The organism is Legionella beliardensis (assembly GCF_900452395.1).
Taxonomy (GTDB): Bacteria; Pseudomonadota; Gammaproteobacteria; order Legionellales; family Legionellaceae; genus Legionella_C; species Legionella_C beliardensis.
In genome coordinates this window covers 1,088,545-1,104,890 of the sequence record NZ_UGNV01000001.1, presented here as the reverse complement: position 1 = coordinate 1,104,890, position 16,346 = coordinate 1,088,545, and the positions used below count along the sequence as shown (strand labels likewise).

Sequence of the window (16,346 nt, the reverse complement as noted above, 5' to 3'; positions counted from 1 at the left end):
TGGTTAATATGGATGTAACAGCTGTACAAATTACGCTTCATCATGAAGCGAAAGATTTTCTTTTTGAACATTATGTAATATTACGCCGATTGTTCTCTAATGTGTTAGGACAACTCGAGACAGACTACATATCAATTGCTTTAATTAATCAAAACGGGCAACTCTTTTTTTTATCTTCAAAGCCTTCTATAGAGCAAAATTTAATTGAAAAAGGGCTTTGGCAATATGACGGTAGTTATCAAGCTGATTTTATTTATCAAGAACTGCCTAAACTATGGGCAGAACTTCTTTGTCTAGAGAATGCAGCCCTTCTAAAGCAATATAAGCAGCAGAGCCAAGCCTTAACAATGGGAATCTCAATCCCAACAAACTTTGCAGACTATAGAGCTATATTTTCTTTCGGCTTCAAAAGAGAAAATTTTCTCATTCAGAAAAAAGAACCTAGTCAGTGCAATAAACTACTTGCTTTGGGTAAGTATTGCTTGAGAGAAATTAAAGAATTTGTACCTTTTCCTGACCAAAAAAAGTGTTATACAACAAAACCAAAACTAAAGTTAATTATTAATAATCGGGAACTCTATGAAAAAACTTCTAGATAAAAACGATCCAATTTTAAGACAAACTGCAGAAGCTGTATTAGAAGCAGAATTCGGCAGTGATTGGCTTAAACAACTTACTAAAGATATGTTTGATATTATGGCTGAACAAGGTGCAGTAGGTGTCGCAGCTCCTCAAATTGGGGTTAGTAAACGAGTCATCGTATTTGGAACGAACTATACTAAGCGCAGGCAACCTGAATACCCTATTCCAGATACTGCTTTAATTAATCCTTCTTACAAAGTTCTTTCAGATGAAATTCAAACAGATTATGAAGGATGCTTAAATTGTGGTGAATTAATGGGTCAAGTTCCCCGCGCTATGGAAATTGAATATACCGGTTTCGACATAGACGGTAACAGAATAACTAAGAAAGCTACTGGACTAGAAGCTAGAATTCTTCAACATGAAATAGATCATCTCAACGGTTTATTATTCTTTGACCACATAGATGAAGAATCCTTAACCACAAGATCAGAGTTACAAAAAAAACAGGCTTAATTTATGAAACATCAAACTCGAATCATTCTAGCAGGTGCACTCGGTAATTTAGTTGAGTCCTTTGATATGGCTATTTGCGGCTTACTATCCGTTTACATTGCTAAATATCTGATGGGAGATACGTCTCAAGGGTTATTTCTTGTATTTTTGACTTTCTTCACCGGGTATTTAGCTAGGCCATTAGGCGCTATTTTGATGGGATTATTATCTGATATCTATGGTAGAAAAATAATCCTAGCCTGCTCTATTCTTACCATGGGAGTATCCACAACTCTAATTGGCTTTATACCAACAAACAGTATGATAGGAATGTATTCTGTTATTACTTTATTAATTCTAAGAATTATTCAAAGTTTTTCTTGCGGCGCAGAATACTTAAACTCAGCTGCTTACCTAATCGAAAATGCTGAGGCATCAAAAAAAGGATACTCCGGAAGTTGGGCTTCTTTCGGCGCTATGTCAGGGATGTTAGTAGCATCACTGATTGCATTAGTTGTTACATACTTTACTAACCACTACCCTGAACATGATTGGTTAATTTGGCGCGTACCTTTTATACTCGCGCTTTTAGGATCATCCATAGGATTATATATCCGTTTATGCATTCCTGAGAGTATGGAATACATCATGTTTTACGCTGAAAAGCCAAAGCCTAATTTTAAAAATTTACTTTCTGAATCGGTAAATTATATAAAAAGTAATAAGATTCAATCTCTTTATGTATTTATTTTAAGTTGCCTAGGTGTTACAACTACTTTTCAAATTTTTATTTATGGTCCCATGCAAGCTCACTTATATGGTAATCTGCAGAGCCATCAAATTCTTACCTCTAACATCATTTCACTAATAGTATTACTAGCTGTATTTCCTTTATTTGGAAAATTATCTGATAGAATTAATCGAGAAAAGATAGTCATCGCTGCAACTATAGGGCTTCTTATACTTTCACAGCCTTTCTTTTATTGCTTATCTAGCGATAATATTTATAAATTTATATTAGGGCAATCATTAATTGCGATCCCCGCTGGCGCTTACTATGCTACTGTGCCCGTTATGTTAGCTGAAATGTTTCCAATTAATTTACGTTGTACTGTTTTGTCAGTACTCTATTCAACCGCAGCAAGCTTATCAGCTGGACTCGCTCCACTACTTTCATTAATGCTGGTGAAGAAAACAGGTGTTGCCTCCTCACCCTCTCTGCTCGTTTTTACCCTAGTGGCTGGCACTTTCATAATGATGAAAGCAAAATACATATATGAGCGAAAACAAATAGTCAGATATTCTTTCTGAAAAATATTTATTAATTATCGCTTATATTTGTTCGGCTTAGGCTACCAACAGATACTAGAGGAATAATATTCATCAGAATATATTCTTCTGGATTCAGTGAAGTAGTTTCTTGATCTTTAAACTCTCTGACAATTCGATTTAAAGGCGATGTTTTTATAAAGCCTTTATTGCAGAGCTCAGAAAAGTCATCCTTCGATATACCAGTCATTACCTCAAAAAATTGTGGGGATTTTGTTTCTATTACATCACTAATGTTGGTTTCTCTCTCATAGGTCATGTATATAAAATCAGCCATACAAATAGCTAAACGCTTAATTTGAGTTGCATACCATCTCTTATAAGTTTTGCGCTCCTTGTCTTCATCTCTTTCACAAAAACCCTCAATAATCTCTTCCTTGACTTCGCTAGCAAGATTAGGATCAGACTTAATTTCATTTAAACGCTCAGCATCTATACCAATTTGAACAAGTTTTTCTGCACTAATGTCCGCAACATTCTGTGTTCTATAACCTTTTATTTTACCCAAAATTTCAAGAAGTCTATTATCAACAAATTTTAACTGCGCAAAATTTACCAAAAAATCCGAGGTAATCCTTCGTGCAAGAGCAATCTTTGAACCTTCATGATTGAGGACTTCAAAAATATCTTTAGCAGTCGTAGGCGTGCTTACTAAATCACCTTCATAAAACCTTTTTATATCTAAAGTATCACATAATTTCTGCGTTATAATATCAAGATTATTATCATTGCTATTTGTTCCTTCATAACTAGCAAGTTGATCAGCAATATTACTAGCGCAATCATATGTAACAGTAAGGCATCTACTAATAGCAAAATCGAATACCCAAGCAGTAGGTTTTATTATTTCATGTGTCTTTTCACTAATCCATCTAGACTGCACTCTAAAGATTGCTTGAAAATAGGATTCAGCAGACTGGGTATCATTTAAAACAAGGATACTGTCCCACTCCTTAATGGTAACACCTGTTAAAAATCTTCCACAGGTTAATGTGATTGTTCCTAATTTGTTGGGAGTATTATTGACATCTTTAATTGCCTGCTCAACTTTTGATTTTTCCCGTACTATGATTCGCTCATTTTCACTTTTAGCTGTATCTGAGCCAGATGCATCAATTAAAACAAAATTGGAGAAATAAGGATGAACATGAAGCTTGTTAATTAATGCCTTAATTGAATCGACTCGTCTTAACCACCAAACAGTATGACGTTTAGGAGGACAATTTAATTTTTGTGCTAATTTTCCAAAAACACTAATTGATCGGGCACTGTGATCTGATCTAGTTAACCCATCAATAAAATGATCAACAGCATCATTAAAAGAGAAACGCCCTGCTTCATCCGTTTGGAATAATTTGTTTAAGGAAAAATCAATATCATCTGTTTCAAAAGTATCTCTTTGCTCTGCAATATCCTTTTCTGTTATTTCAATAGCTGAGATATTAAGATTTGGCATTAAACGATAAATTTTTTCTTTAATGTCTTGTGGATCGCTGGCTATTTCTTCTTTCTTCTTTTCCTGTTCATCAATATAACTGTAAGTAAATACTTGTTGAGCGCAGAAATCATCAAATTCAATTAGTTTAAACGGAGTTCCTGATAAATCTAGTCTATATTTATAATTCAATTGATTTAAAATATAGCTTGCCCTTTCAGTTCTACTACCATAATGAACTTCATCAAAAATTATTAAATCCCATCTTATTCTAGGTATTTTTTGTAATCTTTCTTTAGTATTTCCATATTTATCAATCCATAAATCTTGAAGTGATACACATAGTAAAATAGGATTGTCATATATGTGAAAATCAGAATGAGTATCTAGACATGGATCTATTGATATTTTTGATTTAGCTTTAGCACGAATGCCTACCCAACCTTCAAAATCAACATGTTCATTTACAGCATCAAGCCACTCACCTATGACATCAGGTTTATAAGTAACCACTAAGACTCTCTTTGCATTGAGAGCTTTAGCTAAATGTAAACTTGTAAAACATTTCCCAAAACGCATCTTGGCATTAATTAAGAAACGATTAGGATAGGTTGCACCTCTAATTACTTCATCGGAGTATTCTTTTAGAAACCATTTTTTAGCTCTTTCAACAGCCTGTTTTTGTTCATCTCTAAGTTTATAATTGTCACGCCGGTGACTCCCATAAACGATCTCATTATATGCTCTTTTAACATCATCAAATGTTGCATAGAAAAATTCTTTTCCTGGACTGTGTTCAACTTTCCTTATACCATTTTTTATTAACTGTGCATGTACATGATGATCTCTTTTACCTAATGGAAGTTCGCCTACTAAGATATATTCTGGATATTCAGCATTACTAGTACCAAACTGCTGCCTGATTCTATCTCTATGCCCTCCAATTTTAGTATGGCCAACTTTTACTCGTCCTTTTTCCAGATCGGACGGTGTGGCATAGGCATATAGTTCCAGTGGTTCTATCTTTTCCATAAATGAACCTTCTGTCTTATATAATTAACTTCTTCTTCGTTTAAATGGAAAAAATTATATAATTCTTCTTTCCCTAAACCTCTTACAATTGTAATGTCGGGTACTAAACACCACGTATCTTTGGTTATGTCTTGAGTAATTTTTTTGACACTTACAAGAAATCTTACCAGATCACTATTTAGATAGTTTCGTAGTTCTTCAGCATCATGCCACGAGTAAAATGAATCTATAACCATAAAAGTTTCAGTGCAAATTTGCCCCTTACCTAATATAAAAATTTGGTCAGGCCTATACGGTATCCCACCTTTACTAACAGCTTTAGGAACTACAACCTTGTAACTATCTATTTTATCTATATTTTTACTTATCTTTGCCCTATTAATTTTCTTAATCACCTTACGCTTTGTGAAACACTCAATAGCATCTTTTTCTTGGTCATTTGCATTTTTTTCAAAATAGTTACTCGCCAAATTGAATGGGTTCCATGACCAAGCGCGATCAGAAATATATATTGAAGTTTTTTTGGTAACTTTATTTATAATTGATCTTGCAAGCTTATCTCGAATAATTATTTGGCCACTAGATATGTCAATATATTCAGCATCATCTTGGCCATGGCTATGAAATAATGTATCTCCAAAATAGTTGGCATCCCAGTGAATAAAACAAACGCCCCCCTTAACATCAACAGCTGGAAAAATAGATCTTGAATCTTGAAAATCATAAATCTGCCTTACTTTCTTTGATTTTCGAATCTTGTAAGCAAAATTTTTCAATGAGTTCCCTCTACCACCAGCAAACCACCTAGAAGGGATAACCATAATAAATTGATCAATTCTATTTGAATCTATTAAGGCTTCTAAAAGAAAATGATAAATAGGGTTTGCGCCTGTATTAGTTTTTTGCCCCCCATAATTTTCTTGATATGGTGGATTTCCAACCGCTATAATTTTTTTAGGTTTAGAGCTAGAACTTATATAATCAAGCATATTATGTAACTCCTTAATAAATTCTTGCTTATTTAGTCGACCATCAACCTCTGATAAATAATTTCCATTTCTAATAATTTTGTTGTATTTCTCTATATGAGAATTTTCATTACCTAAAAATGTTCTTAGGCTTAACCTATAGTGCCTTTCATCAGGAGATAAACCAAAATAACGGCTATCCACATATAATTCTTTTTTTACACTGCTCAAGTCTATTGGGATTCCTATAACCTTACTTTTATTCCAACAACTGACAAAAGCACAAGCCAAAAGTATTTCTCCCGCCTTACAAAAAGGATCAAAGAAAACCACCTTCTCATCTAGGAAATCATTAATATCTAGGAGAGATACCAAATTACAAGATTTTTCCATCGTCATTATTTGTTGGTCTCTTCCAATTATATTTCCTAAAATATCTACAACATGAGCATTTTTTAATGTAAAATTTGGTTGCATCTTCCCTCTAAATCCATTTCTCTATTTTGTTTTACTCCGTATAAATTTTTAGCAAAGTCAAAAGCTTTATTTTTAGTACCGTAGTTAGAATTAATGTCCTCAATAAATTTCATGGCTTTTTTAAATAAGATAGGCGTAGAATTTTTTGCTATTTGCTGTACAAAATATGCTGTCCAAGTTAATTGAAAATTGAGAGGGCGAATTTTATTTTTATTCAACCACCCTGCACTCGCTTTAGTTTTTTGAGCATTTAGTTTTGAGTGCTTTTTATTTTTTTCTACCGCAGATAACATTTCATTTTCATGAATATGCCAGTAAATAGAACATAATAAATGAGCAAAGAAATTTTTATCTCTATTAATAAGTTTCTCATAATCTGAAATCTTTAATTTATTTTTTAAAAAATCTAGGGATTTTCTGAATAGCCGAGAGCGACAATCAGCAATATTTTGTGAATCAATATCAATTGCCCAGAGTGTATTTATAGCATTAGCAACAGCATAGAAAGCAGAGTAATTTTTAGAATACCTTTTTGAATTATAAAAAAACGCTTCCAAACGCTTTGAAAAAATAACTAAAACAATATTTCCATGACCACAACAAGGTTCAAAGAATACTGTGTTTTCATTTGCCCAGGAAAAATTTTTATCATGTGCTAAAAGACTTAACATAGCTTCTGTATAGCTATCGGGAGTAAATACTTCACCCAGCTCTTTAATTCTCTTTTTAGAGCGATAATAAATATTATCTAGTTGAATAATACTTTCCATGTAAGCCTCTATAATCATCTGTGATTATATTGCTCATTATAGTTTAATATTTTTCACTTTGACTTATTAGAAGGCTTAATTAGAGCAAGTCTAAACTAAAAGATTATTTAGTAAATTAATTATTCGGCCTATTCGCATTATTATAACAATCATTCATTTTCTATGACCGTTACTTTAGGATTAGAAAACCATTCCCCTCGTGGATCATCCGTTAAGCAAAGCAACCACGAAGCCGCAACTTGTAATGCCCTAGATAAAATCTTAGCCTCTTCTGGCCCAGGGCTTCGAGTCCCCTGCTCCCAATTCCCAATTCGAGTAGGCCCAAGTCCTGTCTTCTCAGCAAGAACCTTAATCGTTAGTCCATTTACCTTTCTAGCTTGCGCAATCCTATTGCCAATAATTTTTTTCATGTTCATTTAAGTTCATTTAATATCACTTAGAAAGACCCCATTGACACTAAAAAGCGTGTATTTACAATGAGATAACAAAAACACGTTTCGTGTTATTAGTTGATATTAATTGAAATTATTTGATAGTGCAAGCGCTGTTCTCTGAACTGTTGAATAGAGGAAGAAATAAGAAAAATGGGATTTTTATTTGTGACTAATGAGGAATTATCAGCACTAATGGGATTGCCATATATCCAGCAATCAGCTTATCTGCTAGGAATTCGTCCTTATATGGATCGTAATACTTGTTTAGTAGGCATTAAGCGCAGAATTAGTTATCAATCTCTTGCCGAAATTTTGTATGTAGAGCCTCATCAAGGTTTTGAGTATTCTGGAAGTCCTAGCCGCCAACAATTACGGCGAATCATCTGTGCGCTAGAAAGAGCTGGACTTGTTGATATCCAATCTACTGATAAGCAACTTATTTTAAAATGCCTTTTAGCTAATTCGGATTTGTGTGTTCAAAATAAACCCGACACAAACCCGACACAGCTACCCAACACAAACCAGAACAATAGAAATTATTTTAAATCAATTAATTACAGTAACAGTTTTCAAAAAGCCGACACATTAACAAATATAAAACCCGACACACCTCATAACTCAAAAAATAAGTGTGTGTATGTACAGCAACAATTTCAAAAATTTTGGTCGCTTTATCCACAGAAGCAAGATGAAACTAGAGCATTCCAAGAGTTTTATAAATTAAATCCTAATGAAGAATTGTTCCAATACATCATGGATTCTCTACAAGCGCAAATTCAAAACCGTGAAGAACTAGAACTGGCTGGAGAATGGGTTCCTAAATGGAAATTTCCTGTTAATTGGCTAGCCCAACAGTGTTGGAAGGATGAACCATTAGCTATACGAACAAAGGAGAAAATACATGCAAACAATCAAACAAATACTCGCAGAAAGTCAGCAGCAGATATCCTCGCTGAATCATGCAAAGATGCGAGCTTCTACTTCGACTGTGAAGACATCCAACCTTCAGAAATCAGCAGAAACATCATTCAATTCGGTTCATCAAGGAAATAGTGACAAACGGATAGATACTCTTTTTATACGCTTTAATGCGATATATGGCTGCCTTTGGCTATCGGCCTATAGCAGTCCAACACTGCTAGAGACAGCCAAACGTGAGTGGTCTGATAGCTTGCAAGAATTTGATGATCAAATTCTTAAAATGGCTTTAGAAAAAACAAAAAAAACGCTTCGTGCACCCCCTACTTTGCCGGTTTTTACAGAGATTTGTATGGCCTTTAAAAAAAGCATTCAAGCACGGCAAGAAGCCTTACAACCTAAGTCTGAATTACATAAAAAATCAGATCCTAAGATTGTTAAATTTCATGTTCGTCAAATGCTGGAAACGCTAACTAAAAGATATCAGGAGAACAAGTTATGTTGATTTTAATTAGACGTATTGGTGAGGAAATTTACATTGATAAAGGAAGAATCAAAATTACCTTACTTCACGAAAAAGATGGGCTGATCGGCATTGGTGTACGAGCGCCAAAAAATATTGAGGTTGATCGTAAAGAAATTTTTATCAGGAAAGTTGTTGCCCAACACAGTATTACTCAAGAAAAACGAGATAACAAAAAGGGATATAAGCATTAGAGGTAGTTATGTTTAGAAGAGGCATGATAGTCAGTTTAACTTTATGTAACCTACAAATTTATTCTGCAGATGTTACACAAATTAGCCGTTATGCGACCATAAGTAATCAACCTCTAGCTGCACAGGTTAATCCATTAAAGGCTGTTCAACAGATTAACTTTCCTCGCTCCATACAAACTATAGGAGAGGCAGTAGAGTATTGGCTGCGATACTCCGGATATCATCTTGCTCCTAAAGAAAAGCGAAGCGAAAGCCTTCAGCAGATTTTTCAACAGCCACTTCCGCAAATTAACAGACATTTAGGCCCTTTAAAGATAGCAGATGGGCTTACTGTACTGGTTGGCCAGAATCTATTTGGCCTTAAACAGGATGACCTATTAAGAGAAATTAATTTTGCTCTCATTACAAGGAGGGCAAAATGAAAAAGTATCTTGATATTAAATGGCTTAGTCTACTTTTATTAAATGGATTGCTAATGGCGTTTATGTGTACAAAAACCCACGTTGCTACTTATGACAACGAATTTAATGTACTTGATAAACGTCTAAATAACCTACAGAAACAATTACAAAAGCCTACTGATCAACTCGATTTATCACCTATTACTGCAAACCTCAAACAGTTAAGTGGATTCATTCAGCAACTACAGAACAGAGATGATCATCAATTAGGCAATATATTCACTACCGAACAAGTTGCTATAAAAAAACAACTCGAAAGAATTACTGATCTTTTACGCCATTTAGATGAAAAAAAACAACCTATCAAAATGCTTTCTATCGATCAGTTACCCTTTGACGTTTTAAGTATTGATAGCATTCAAGAAATTTCGGTTGCATCAGTAGCTTACGATTACAAAACACAAGCACTAGAAAAAGGTGACTCGTTAGCTGGATGGAAAGTTTTAGATATTGATTTTGCCAAACAAACTATAGAGTTTGAAAACTCCGATAAAGCACGCGTATTGGTTCAATTAAATCGTCAAGAGGTGAACCATGCATAAACTATTTACGCTAATAATTGGTTTAGTTTTAAGTTATCAATCTATAGCCGGTTTATATATTCCAACTATTATTACCCCGCCTATACAAACTACCAATAATGCTTTGGTTAAAGCAGGTCTGGCTGAGTTTCACGATGAAGTAATTGAGGACAAAGATTTCCAACTCAATGATGTGCAAAGGCAAGAAGCTAGAGTTTGGGGTCTAAGCGAATCAGAAGAAAAACGCTATCTGCAATTAATGCAAAGTAGAAGCGGGACTTATTACAAAGATTTACATATGACACCAGTTGATATTCTGGGGCTCAACGCTAGAGATGACACTGAACGAGCGCATTTTGCAGAGCTTGCCGCCCTTCAAGAAGCACAAAAGGTAGCGCAAAATATAGCCTGGAATAATGCTTTTTACCATGCCTATAACAAACTTTTTAAAGATGTGCCTGTCGTTGGTGATTTTGATCCATCTCCCTACTCGCCCTACGCGCATCAGCCAATCAACTTAAATGCTGGAGAAATACTTTATTTGTTTGTAAGAGAAGATGATTCGGTAACCACTATTCTGCTGCAATTGATTGATGCAATTAATCGTACGCCAAACACTAGACTCAACTTACTCTTTCTCGATATGGACAACAGTGCTATTCAACTTTGGGCTAACACACATCAGCTTCCTATCGAATTGGTGAATAACCAGCGAATTACCTTAAACCCAGGAAACCAACAGTACGAAAGCTTAAAACTTGATAAGAAACAAACTCCATTGCTCTTGTTGTCTAACGGTAGAAGCTCACAAGTCGTCGATTTAGGGAGATTTTAATGATTAGAATTTTGCTCTTGTTATTAGTGACTTTAAACGCCTATAGCATAGATGTAATCCCTCTATCGCTGTCGCAAGATGATGCCTCATTGAAACTAGGCTTATCTAGTCCAATAGGCATACCTGCAAAGAGCAAAGCAACCGTAGGAAAAATCACTCATAAAATATTAGATGCTAATTTATTTAACATAAACTTATTTGTGATAGGCGCAGATAAGATGTCCATCGCATGGCTAGAGCAACATCAAGCACAATTAAAATCCATACAGGCCATAGGGTTTATTACCAATGTAAGCAATTTTGAAACCATTATAGCTCTGCAGGAAAAGTTTAAATTACCGCTACTACCAGTTAATGTTGATCCACTGTTTGATTACATTCATGAAAAACATTATCCCTTAGTCATTGCTAAGAGGGATGTATGGCAGTAAATCAACATTCTAGACAACTAACCCTGCAATTAACCTTAATGCTTTTCTTAGGTTGGCTAACGTTAATGCTCTGGGCAATATACCTATGGTTACTCCACGGTTACCCCTATGCGTTTGCTAAAATTGATAACCTCATCGCTATGCAGAGAGACGCAATTACTCCTGTTTATCAAGGTTCCTTATTGGCAGCCTTTCCCTTTAAAGATAAGCCAAATTGGGTATTAACTATTCCTTATTTAAGCAAATTAACTCTCAATGATTTTGCTGCAGACTTGCTTCAAAAATCGCAGCAATTCTTCCAACTTATTGTATTAATTAGTCAATGCCTTTTAGTCAAAATCATTATTTTGTTTGCGGCTATACCTCTATTTACGCTGGCCATGGTTGCAGGCCTGGTTGATGGCTTAAACCAAAGAGCAATTCGCACAGCTTGTCTGGGTCGTGAGTCTTCTTATGTCTTTCACAAACTTAATTATTACTTAAAAAAGATACTACTTATTTTGCTCATGCTTTGGCTTGCTTTGCCAATCAGCATTACTCCTGGGTATGTCTTTACTCCTATTAGCTTGTTAATGGGCTTAATGGTGGCAATGACAGTTTGTCGCTTTAAGAAGTATTTATAGAGAGAAACATGAAACGAATAATTAGTTTAGCCTTAATGATAATAAGCCTGCAGTGTTCAGCCAATAATCCTGATTTAAATGAAACTTTAGTACGTATTATTAATCAAATTAATGCCATTATGCCGCTTCTTGACGAAGCACAAACGCAGATAACACCTAATGATCGTATTCAATTACAAATCGAGTCATTCGAGGATGCTCAAGGTCAGCATCATGCTGGGCTTAAAGAAGATCTACTAAATATTCGCAATGGTCTTATTGATTACATTAATCAACCCATTATTGCGCCTCGCAAAATTAAACCATTAGAAATGGATTTTGTAAGGAAACCCTGATGAGTAAGGACGAAATTGCAAGACTTTTTGCTACCACCTTTAAACAAGCAAGCAACAATATTTCGCCACAAGATTTTTCCAGCAGTATCCGCTTTATTGCCATAGCGTTAGTGATCCTGGCAGTCATGTGGTCGGTGAATCACATGATGGGCGCTGAAGAAAAACAAAAACAAAGTTATTTGATTCATCTAGGTTCGCGGTTAATCAGGCTCGTGATTGGATTAATGATTTTTATCTTAGTTTTATTTGTTAAGGAGACAACATGAAAACAATGCTACGTGCTACCTACCTTGGAGCAGTTCATCTACTTTATACGCCAGTGCTATTGGCAGATACCTGGTTTCCTAAAATTTCTGATGCGGACAACATTGGCGATGGCTCAAAAAACATGATGTCCGTGACCGGAAATTATGTCAAACAAGGTTTAGGCTTACTACTCTTTATCACCGCTGTCGTGACCTTCATTAAATTTATTACTACTGTACAACACGGTATTGAAGAATCTAAAAAGAACGACGGATCAATGGTAGCCTTCGGCACCTTTGCTGTTATGGGTATCACATACTTAGCCATCAGCATTGCTTCTGGGTATGTGGGTTACACCATGATTACAAAGTTTAAAATATAGGAGATTGATCAATGACTCAGCCTTCTTCGCGCCATCTCTCACACGACTTTCCAGCTTGGAAAGGCTTAAGTCTGCGTGAATTATTCTGGATAGTGATCACTACAACTCCAATAACCACACTTATTTTTATTCTACTAGGAATAACGGTTAGATTTCCGCTAGCTTTCGGCTGCATTGGTTTTGTAATCGGATTCATTCTTTCTATTACCGTATGGCCTAAAGGAATCGCGCGCATTAAGGCAGGTAAGCCTTATGGCTATTTAATGAAGCAGACTATTCACTGGCTGGTGCGATTAAGGCTCAAGCACTCACCATGGATTCACTATCAGGGTCAATGGCAAAAAAATAAATCTGTTGGAGTGCCACATGTTTAACTATTGGAAAAAAATCGACAGTCTCCAACACCATAACCGATTATTGTTGGCCTTTATTGGTGTTTTATTCATTCTACTTTTGACCTTAATTATAAGCTTGATGACTATACCCAGACGCTATGAGTTTTGGCTTAGTCCAACTATGGCAACTAACGGTGGGTTGATGAAAGCAGGTGAAATTTCCAGTGAATACGTGCAAGGTTTTGCTGCTTCCTTAATGCCAACGCTTTACAGCTGGTCTAATAGAGGCAACGAAGAATTTAATCAGAACATTAAATCTTTTCATTATTATTTTACTCCGCGTCACGAGCAGTTACTAAATGACGCGCTTAAAGCTTATAAAAATGCGCAACTCTTTGACCGTACTCAAGTTGCAAGCCTTTATCGTTTTATGGAGCCGCAAGATATTAAAAAAATTGGACCTGACGCTTGGGAGGTCAAACTAATATTACGTATCACTCAAAGACTTAAAGACAATAACGCCATGGTCATTGCAGATAAAATAGTGGCCTACCATCTTCGTGTTGTCAAACTCAATCTCTCACGCTTACACAATCCTTTCCAATTAGCTCTTGATGGCTATACCCGTCCTGAAGCGCGCTTACAAGATTTACTAGTTGAAACGGAGGGACATCATGAAACTCATTAAATTACTGCAACTTGCTTTGGGTTTTGTACTCACAAATCTAAGCTATGCTCTACAAAGCGAACATCTAGTTTGGGAAAAAGTTCCCTTAACAATTGAATTGCCTATTAGTAAAGAAAGGCTCGTTCAATTTCCTCAAGATGTTAAAGTAATTGACCAGCAACTTAGCGCTAACCTAGATATTCTAAAAGTTAGAAGTAGTTTGTATTTAACCGCTAGAGAAGCATTCAAAGACTCTCGTCTAATTGTTCAGTTATTGCCTGAAGGTGAAGTAATCATTCTTAACCTTAAGGCAGATGAAAAAGCAATTAACAGTACACCTATTGAAATTCTAATTGACGCACCTAAAAATACTCACCTTGTAGATTCTAACCACTATGAATATAACGCCATACAGCTAACTCGTTTTGCCATTCAAGCCTTGTACTCACCTGAGCGCGTAAGAGAAATTCCTGAGGGAATTTACCGTACTCCTATGCAAACCACTAAAACTATTCCCTTATTTTATGGGGCTAGTATTGAAGCTCATCCTCTCGCTTCATGGAGTGGAGGTAATCTGTATGTCACCGCAATTGATTTAAAAAACTTACTCAATAAATCAGTAAAACTGAAATTCAACAAGCTGATGGGCCATTGGCAAACTGCCAGCGTTTATCCCAAAAGTACATTACCGCCACGTAATCAACATGAAAGTACAACGGTTTTTTTAGTGTCTGAGCGACCTTTTGCAGAAGCGCTTACTCAACGTGCGAGGTATAGCCGATGAACAAAAATAATGGCATTAAAATTTTAGCAGGTTCAGTCGTCTTTGCTGTGATTCTGATTCTTATTAATAGCCGGCAAAATACACCTATTAATGATAACACGCCCAACCTCAATAATTTTAATGAAGCTATCACCAGTCAATTCAATGACAACATCCGTGATGTTTCAGCACGTTTATTAGAAACAGAAAAGAAGTTAGAACAAATGCAAAAGGAAAATAAATCACTGCAAAAACAATTAAAACAGCCCTCAGCGGAAATTAGCCACTCTTTCAAAGATGAGCTACAGGTGTTAAAAGATCAGCTTACTTCTCTAACTGAGCATCAAACAAAATCTTACCCAATGCAGGAAAGTAAAACTTCTGTATCCGGCCAAATAAAAGATTTAGATAGTTTACTAGATAAAGCTCCACCAGAAAGCAAATTGCTTACTGAATTTAATTCTTCCCCTAAAGAAAAAGCCCCTAGTAAAACACCTTTTTATACCATTCCAGCTGGCAGCGATTTTAGCAAAGTCAATCTGTTGTCTGCCTTAATCGGTGAAGTACCCGTTGAAGGTAAACTCATGCAGCCTTTGTTTCCTTTTACGGCAATTGTGAGCCGAGGAAACCTAATGACAGCCAATGGCATGCAATTGCCAGAAGAAATTACTGGCATGAAAATCAGTGGCTACGCAATTGGTGTAGGCTCTTTTCTCGATAACATTAGCTGTGTTCGTGCTTATGTCACCTCCGCTTTATTTGTTTTTGAAGATGGACATTTTGTTAGTGTCGGCCAAGAGCAAATGAAAAACTCCGCTGAGCTAGTTAATAATGACAGTATCGGTTATTTAACCACTCAGTTCGGTAATCCTTGTATTAAAGGGCAATATGTTACTAACGCCCCTAGCGTACTAGCAGCTTTTATGGCAGCCGGTGGCATTCAGGGCGCAGGAACTGCTCTATCTAAATGGCAAATGAGTTACCAAGCCGAAGGCGGCTCTGCTATTACAACTCCTACAGGTGAATTAGCCCATTTTGCAGCAGGTGGCGCCACCAGCGAAGGTACTCAAAAAATTACCGACTGGCTTGAGAAAAGAACCCAAGGTAGCTTTGATATGGTCTTTGTCCCTGCCAGCATCCGTACGCATTTGGGCTTTATACCCAATCAACTTAGTCTTCATTTCAGTCAAACCATCGCTATTGATAAAGAAAACCATGGGAGAGTATTAGATTATGGTTACCATCAACAAAAGAATTTTGACAATGCTTTGCGCTAGTTTATCTTTGAGTGCTTGTTCCACTGCCAAGATATCTAAAGGCGCGATTCCTGAACAAGGTTTAACTGTTAGCCAACTGTATCAGCAAAGCTTGCAACAGCCCATACAAAAACCTGTTTATCAGCGCGTAAATTTTAATGATCTAGGTGAAGAATTTAAGCAATTACCTAATCCAGAAATACCAATTCATGTGTTTGCTCACGTTGCGCAGTTAGGCGACGAGCAAATTATAAAACCATCCTATACAACTCGTTTTTTTCTTTACAAGCAAAACCAATATGCCTTGGCATCAGAACTATACTAAGGAGGCATA

Annotated in this window: 23 protein-coding genes; 19 read left to right on the top strand and 4 right to left on the bottom strand. The window is 35.9% G+C overall.

The window, feature by feature from the left end; translation table 11 throughout:
- The first annotated feature begins 8 nt into the window (after positions 1 to 8).
- The 3 genes from DYE47_RS04950 to DYE47_RS04940 are packed head-to-tail and all read left to right on the top strand — an operon-like array spanning position 9 to position 2,388.
- Positions 9 to 599, top strand: coding sequence for a flagellar biosynthesis protein FlgJ (locus tag DYE47_RS04950; protein WP_165482021.1), 591 nt, complete (start codon positions 9 to 11; stop codon positions 597 to 599).
- Complete coding sequence (gene def, locus DYE47_RS04945) at positions 580 to 1,098, top strand: peptide deformylase (RefSeq protein ID WP_115302200.1); 519 nt, start codon at positions 580 to 582, stop codon at positions 1,096 to 1,098. Before DYE47_RS04950 ends, def begins: the two co-directional genes overlap by 20 nt.
- Positions 1,099 to 1,101: 3 nt before the next feature.
- Positions 1,102 to 2,388 (top strand): MFS transporter, encoded by a 1,287-nt coding sequence (locus tag DYE47_RS04940; RefSeq protein ID WP_115302199.1) that lies wholly within the window; start codon positions 1,102 to 1,104, stop codon positions 2,386 to 2,388.
- Between the two features lie 10 nt (positions 2,389 to 2,398).
- On the opposite strand, the gene DYE47_RS04935 is transcribed toward DYE47_RS04940, so the two are convergent.
- From DYE47_RS04935 to DYE47_RS04920, 4 genes are all read right to left on the bottom strand, one after another.
- Positions 2,399 to 4,873, bottom strand: a complete 2,475-nt coding sequence (locus tag DYE47_RS04935; RefSeq protein ID WP_115302198.1) for a DEAD/DEAH box helicase family protein — start codon at positions 4,871 to 4,873, stop codon at positions 2,399 to 2,401.
- The gene (locus DYE47_RS04930) at positions 4,861 to 6,318 is read right to left on the bottom strand and encodes an Eco57I restriction-modification methylase domain-containing protein (RefSeq protein ID WP_115302197.1); all 1,458 of its coding nucleotides are present in this window, start codon (positions 6,316 to 6,318) and stop codon (positions 4,861 to 4,863) included. The genes DYE47_RS04935 and DYE47_RS04930 overlap by 13 nt, the downstream gene beginning before the upstream one ends.
- Positions 6,297 to 7,088, bottom strand: a complete 792-nt coding sequence (locus DYE47_RS04925) for a hypothetical protein (protein WP_115302196.1) — start codon at positions 7,086 to 7,088, stop codon at positions 6,297 to 6,299. Before DYE47_RS04925 ends, DYE47_RS04930 begins: the two co-directional genes overlap by 22 nt.
- A gap of 149 nt (positions 7,089 to 7,237) precedes the next feature.
- On the bottom strand, positions 7,238 to 7,504 hold the full coding sequence (locus tag DYE47_RS04920; protein ID WP_115302195.1) for a helix-turn-helix domain-containing protein: 267 nt from the start codon (positions 7,502 to 7,504) through the stop codon (positions 7,238 to 7,240).
- 168 nt (positions 7,505 to 7,672) lie between these two features.
- Here DYE47_RS04920 and DYE47_RS04915 point away from each other — a divergent pair, with 168 nt between their 5' ends.
- Genes DYE47_RS04915 through DYE47_RS04840 form a run of 16 tightly spaced genes read left to right on the top strand, consistent with a single transcriptional unit; the run spans position 7,673 to position 16,337 of the window.
- Positions 7,673 to 8,575 carry a hypothetical protein gene (locus DYE47_RS04915; protein WP_115302194.1) on the top strand — a complete coding sequence of 301 codons (903 nt, stop codon included), beginning with the start codon at positions 7,673 to 7,675 and terminating at the stop codon, positions 8,573 to 8,575.
- Positions 8,511 to 8,945: a hypothetical protein gene (locus DYE47_RS04910; RefSeq protein WP_244924155.1), complete on the top strand. Its 435-nt coding sequence runs from the start codon at positions 8,511 to 8,513 to the stop codon at positions 8,943 to 8,945. Before DYE47_RS04915 ends, DYE47_RS04910 begins: the two co-directional genes overlap by 65 nt.
- A complete protein-coding gene (locus DYE47_RS04905) occupies positions 8,939 to 9,157 on the top strand; it encodes a carbon storage regulator (RefSeq protein ID WP_115302193.1) in 219 nt (72 codons plus the stop codon). Before DYE47_RS04910 ends, DYE47_RS04905 begins: the two co-directional genes overlap by 7 nt.
- A gap of 8 nt (positions 9,158 to 9,165) precedes the next feature.
- Positions 9,166 to 9,579 (top strand): PFGI-1 class ICE element type IV pilus protein PilL2, encoded by a 414-nt coding sequence (pilL2, locus tag DYE47_RS04900; protein ID WP_115302192.1) that lies wholly within the window; start codon positions 9,166 to 9,168, stop codon positions 9,577 to 9,579.
- Positions 9,576 to 10,160 carry a hypothetical protein gene (locus tag DYE47_RS04895; protein ID WP_115302191.1) on the top strand — a complete coding sequence of 195 codons (585 nt, stop codon included), beginning with the start codon at positions 9,576 to 9,578 and terminating at the stop codon, positions 10,158 to 10,160. Before pilL2 ends, DYE47_RS04895 begins: the two co-directional genes overlap by 4 nt.
- Positions 10,153 to 10,974 (top strand): TIGR03759 family integrating conjugative element protein, encoded by an 822-nt coding sequence (locus DYE47_RS04890; protein WP_115302190.1) that lies wholly within the window; start codon positions 10,153 to 10,155, stop codon positions 10,972 to 10,974. The genes DYE47_RS04895 and DYE47_RS04890 overlap by 8 nt, the downstream gene beginning before the upstream one ends.
- Positions 10,974 to 11,405: a PFL_4695 family integrating conjugative element protein gene (locus tag DYE47_RS04885; RefSeq protein ID WP_115302189.1), complete on the top strand. Its 432-nt coding sequence runs from the start codon at positions 10,974 to 10,976 to the stop codon at positions 11,403 to 11,405. Before DYE47_RS04890 ends, DYE47_RS04885 begins: the two co-directional genes overlap by 1 nt.
- Entirely contained in the window at positions 11,396 to 12,028 is a 633-nt protein-coding gene (locus tag DYE47_RS04880) for a TIGR03747 family integrating conjugative element membrane protein (protein WP_115302188.1), read from the top strand. Before DYE47_RS04885 ends, DYE47_RS04880 begins: the two co-directional genes overlap by 10 nt.
- A gap of 8 nt (positions 12,029 to 12,036) precedes the next feature.
- Positions 12,037 to 12,363: an RAQPRD family integrative conjugative element protein gene (locus DYE47_RS04875; RefSeq protein WP_115302187.1), complete on the top strand. Its 327-nt coding sequence runs from the start codon at positions 12,037 to 12,039 to the stop codon at positions 12,361 to 12,363.
- Positions 12,363 to 12,629 (top strand): hypothetical protein, encoded by a 267-nt coding sequence (locus tag DYE47_RS04870; protein WP_115302186.1) that lies wholly within the window; start codon positions 12,363 to 12,365, stop codon positions 12,627 to 12,629. Before DYE47_RS04875 ends, DYE47_RS04870 begins: the two co-directional genes overlap by 1 nt.
- Entirely contained in the window at positions 12,626 to 12,991 is a 366-nt protein-coding gene (locus DYE47_RS04865; protein WP_115302185.1) for a hypothetical protein, read from the top strand. Before DYE47_RS04870 ends, DYE47_RS04865 begins: the two co-directional genes overlap by 4 nt.
- Positions 12,992 to 13,002: 11 nt before the next feature.
- A complete protein-coding gene (locus tag DYE47_RS04860; RefSeq protein WP_115302184.1) occupies positions 13,003 to 13,365 on the top strand; it encodes a TIGR03750 family conjugal transfer protein in 363 nt (120 codons plus the stop codon).
- A complete protein-coding gene (locus tag DYE47_RS04855; protein ID WP_115302183.1) occupies positions 13,358 to 14,014 on the top strand; it encodes a DUF2895 family protein in 657 nt (218 codons plus the stop codon). The genes DYE47_RS04860 and DYE47_RS04855 overlap by 8 nt, the downstream gene beginning before the upstream one ends.
- Entirely contained in the window at positions 14,001 to 14,777 is a 777-nt protein-coding gene (locus DYE47_RS04850) for a TIGR03749 family integrating conjugative element protein (RefSeq protein WP_115302182.1), read from the top strand. The genes DYE47_RS04855 and DYE47_RS04850 overlap by 14 nt, the downstream gene beginning before the upstream one ends.
- Positions 14,774 to 16,033: a TIGR03752 family integrating conjugative element protein gene (locus DYE47_RS04845; protein WP_115302181.1), complete on the top strand. Its 1,260-nt coding sequence runs from the start codon at positions 14,774 to 14,776 to the stop codon at positions 16,031 to 16,033. Before DYE47_RS04850 ends, DYE47_RS04845 begins: the two co-directional genes overlap by 4 nt.
- Positions 15,990 to 16,337 carry a TIGR03751 family conjugal transfer lipoprotein gene (locus DYE47_RS04840; protein ID WP_115302180.1) on the top strand — a complete coding sequence of 116 codons (348 nt, stop codon included), beginning with the start codon at positions 15,990 to 15,992 and terminating at the stop codon, positions 16,335 to 16,337. Before DYE47_RS04845 ends, DYE47_RS04840 begins: the two co-directional genes overlap by 44 nt.
- The last annotated feature ends 9 nt before the right edge of the window (positions 16,338 to 16,346 follow it).

Bases quoted from the DNA above. Each gene is read 5' to 3' on its own strand.
- DYE47_RS04935 (WP_115302198.1), bottom strand. From the start codon at position 4,873: ATGGAAAAGATAGAACCACTGGAACTATATGCCTATGCCACACCGTCC.
- DYE47_RS04840 (WP_115302180.1), top strand. From the start codon at position 15,990: ATGGTTACCATCAACAAAAGAATTTTGACAATGCTTTGCGCTAGTTTA.
- def (WP_115302200.1), top strand. From the start codon at position 580: ATGAAAAAACTTCTAGATAAAAACGATCCAATTTTAAGACAAACTGCA.
- DYE47_RS04905 (WP_115302193.1), top strand. From the start codon at position 8,939: ATGTTGATTTTAATTAGACGTATTGGTGAGGAAATTTACATTGATAAA.
- DYE47_RS04885 (WP_115302189.1), top strand. From the start codon at position 10,974: ATGATTAGAATTTTGCTCTTGTTATTAGTGACTTTAAACGCCTATAGC.
- DYE47_RS04895 (WP_115302191.1), top strand. From the start codon at position 9,576: ATGAAAAAGTATCTTGATATTAAATGGCTTAGTCTACTTTTATTAAAT.
- DYE47_RS04860 (WP_115302184.1), top strand. From the start codon at position 13,003: ATGACTCAGCCTTCTTCGCGCCATCTCTCACACGACTTTCCAGCTTGG.
- DYE47_RS04890 (WP_115302190.1), top strand. From the start codon at position 10,153: ATGCATAAACTATTTACGCTAATAATTGGTTTAGTTTTAAGTTATCAA.
- DYE47_RS04870 (WP_115302186.1), top strand. From the start codon at position 12,363: ATGAGTAAGGACGAAATTGCAAGACTTTTTGCTACCACCTTTAAACAA.
- DYE47_RS04930 (WP_115302197.1), bottom strand. From the start codon at position 6,318: ATGCAACCAAATTTTACATTAAAAAATGCTCATGTTGTAGATATTTTA.
- pilL2 (WP_115302192.1), top strand. From the start codon at position 9,166: ATGTTTAGAAGAGGCATGATAGTCAGTTTAACTTTATGTAACCTACAA.
- DYE47_RS04880 (WP_115302188.1), top strand. From the start codon at position 11,396: ATGGCAGTAAATCAACATTCTAGACAACTAACCCTGCAATTAACCTTA.
- DYE47_RS04950 (WP_165482021.1), top strand. From the start codon at position 9: ATGGATGTAACAGCTGTACAAATTACGCTTCATCATGAAGCGAAAGAT.
- DYE47_RS04940 (WP_115302199.1), top strand. From the start codon at position 1,102: ATGAAACATCAAACTCGAATCATTCTAGCAGGTGCACTCGGTAATTTA.
- DYE47_RS04925 (WP_115302196.1), bottom strand. From the start codon at position 7,088: ATGGAAAGTATTATTCAACTAGATAATATTTATTATCGCTCTAAAAAG.
- DYE47_RS04875 (WP_115302187.1), top strand. From the start codon at position 12,037: ATGAAACGAATAATTAGTTTAGCCTTAATGATAATAAGCCTGCAGTGT.
- DYE47_RS04850 (WP_115302182.1), top strand. From the start codon at position 14,001: ATGAAACTCATTAAATTACTGCAACTTGCTTTGGGTTTTGTACTCACA.
- DYE47_RS04855 (WP_115302183.1), top strand. From the start codon at position 13,358: ATGTTTAACTATTGGAAAAAAATCGACAGTCTCCAACACCATAACCGA.
- DYE47_RS04865 (WP_115302185.1), top strand. From the start codon at position 12,626: ATGAAAACAATGCTACGTGCTACCTACCTTGGAGCAGTTCATCTACTT.
- DYE47_RS04915 (WP_115302194.1), top strand. From the start codon at position 7,673: ATGGGATTTTTATTTGTGACTAATGAGGAATTATCAGCACTAATGGGA.
- DYE47_RS04845 (WP_115302181.1), top strand. From the start codon at position 14,774: ATGAACAAAAATAATGGCATTAAAATTTTAGCAGGTTCAGTCGTCTTT.
- DYE47_RS04920 (WP_115302195.1), bottom strand. From the start codon at position 7,504: ATGAACATGAAAAAAATTATTGGCAATAGGATTGCGCAAGCTAGAAAG.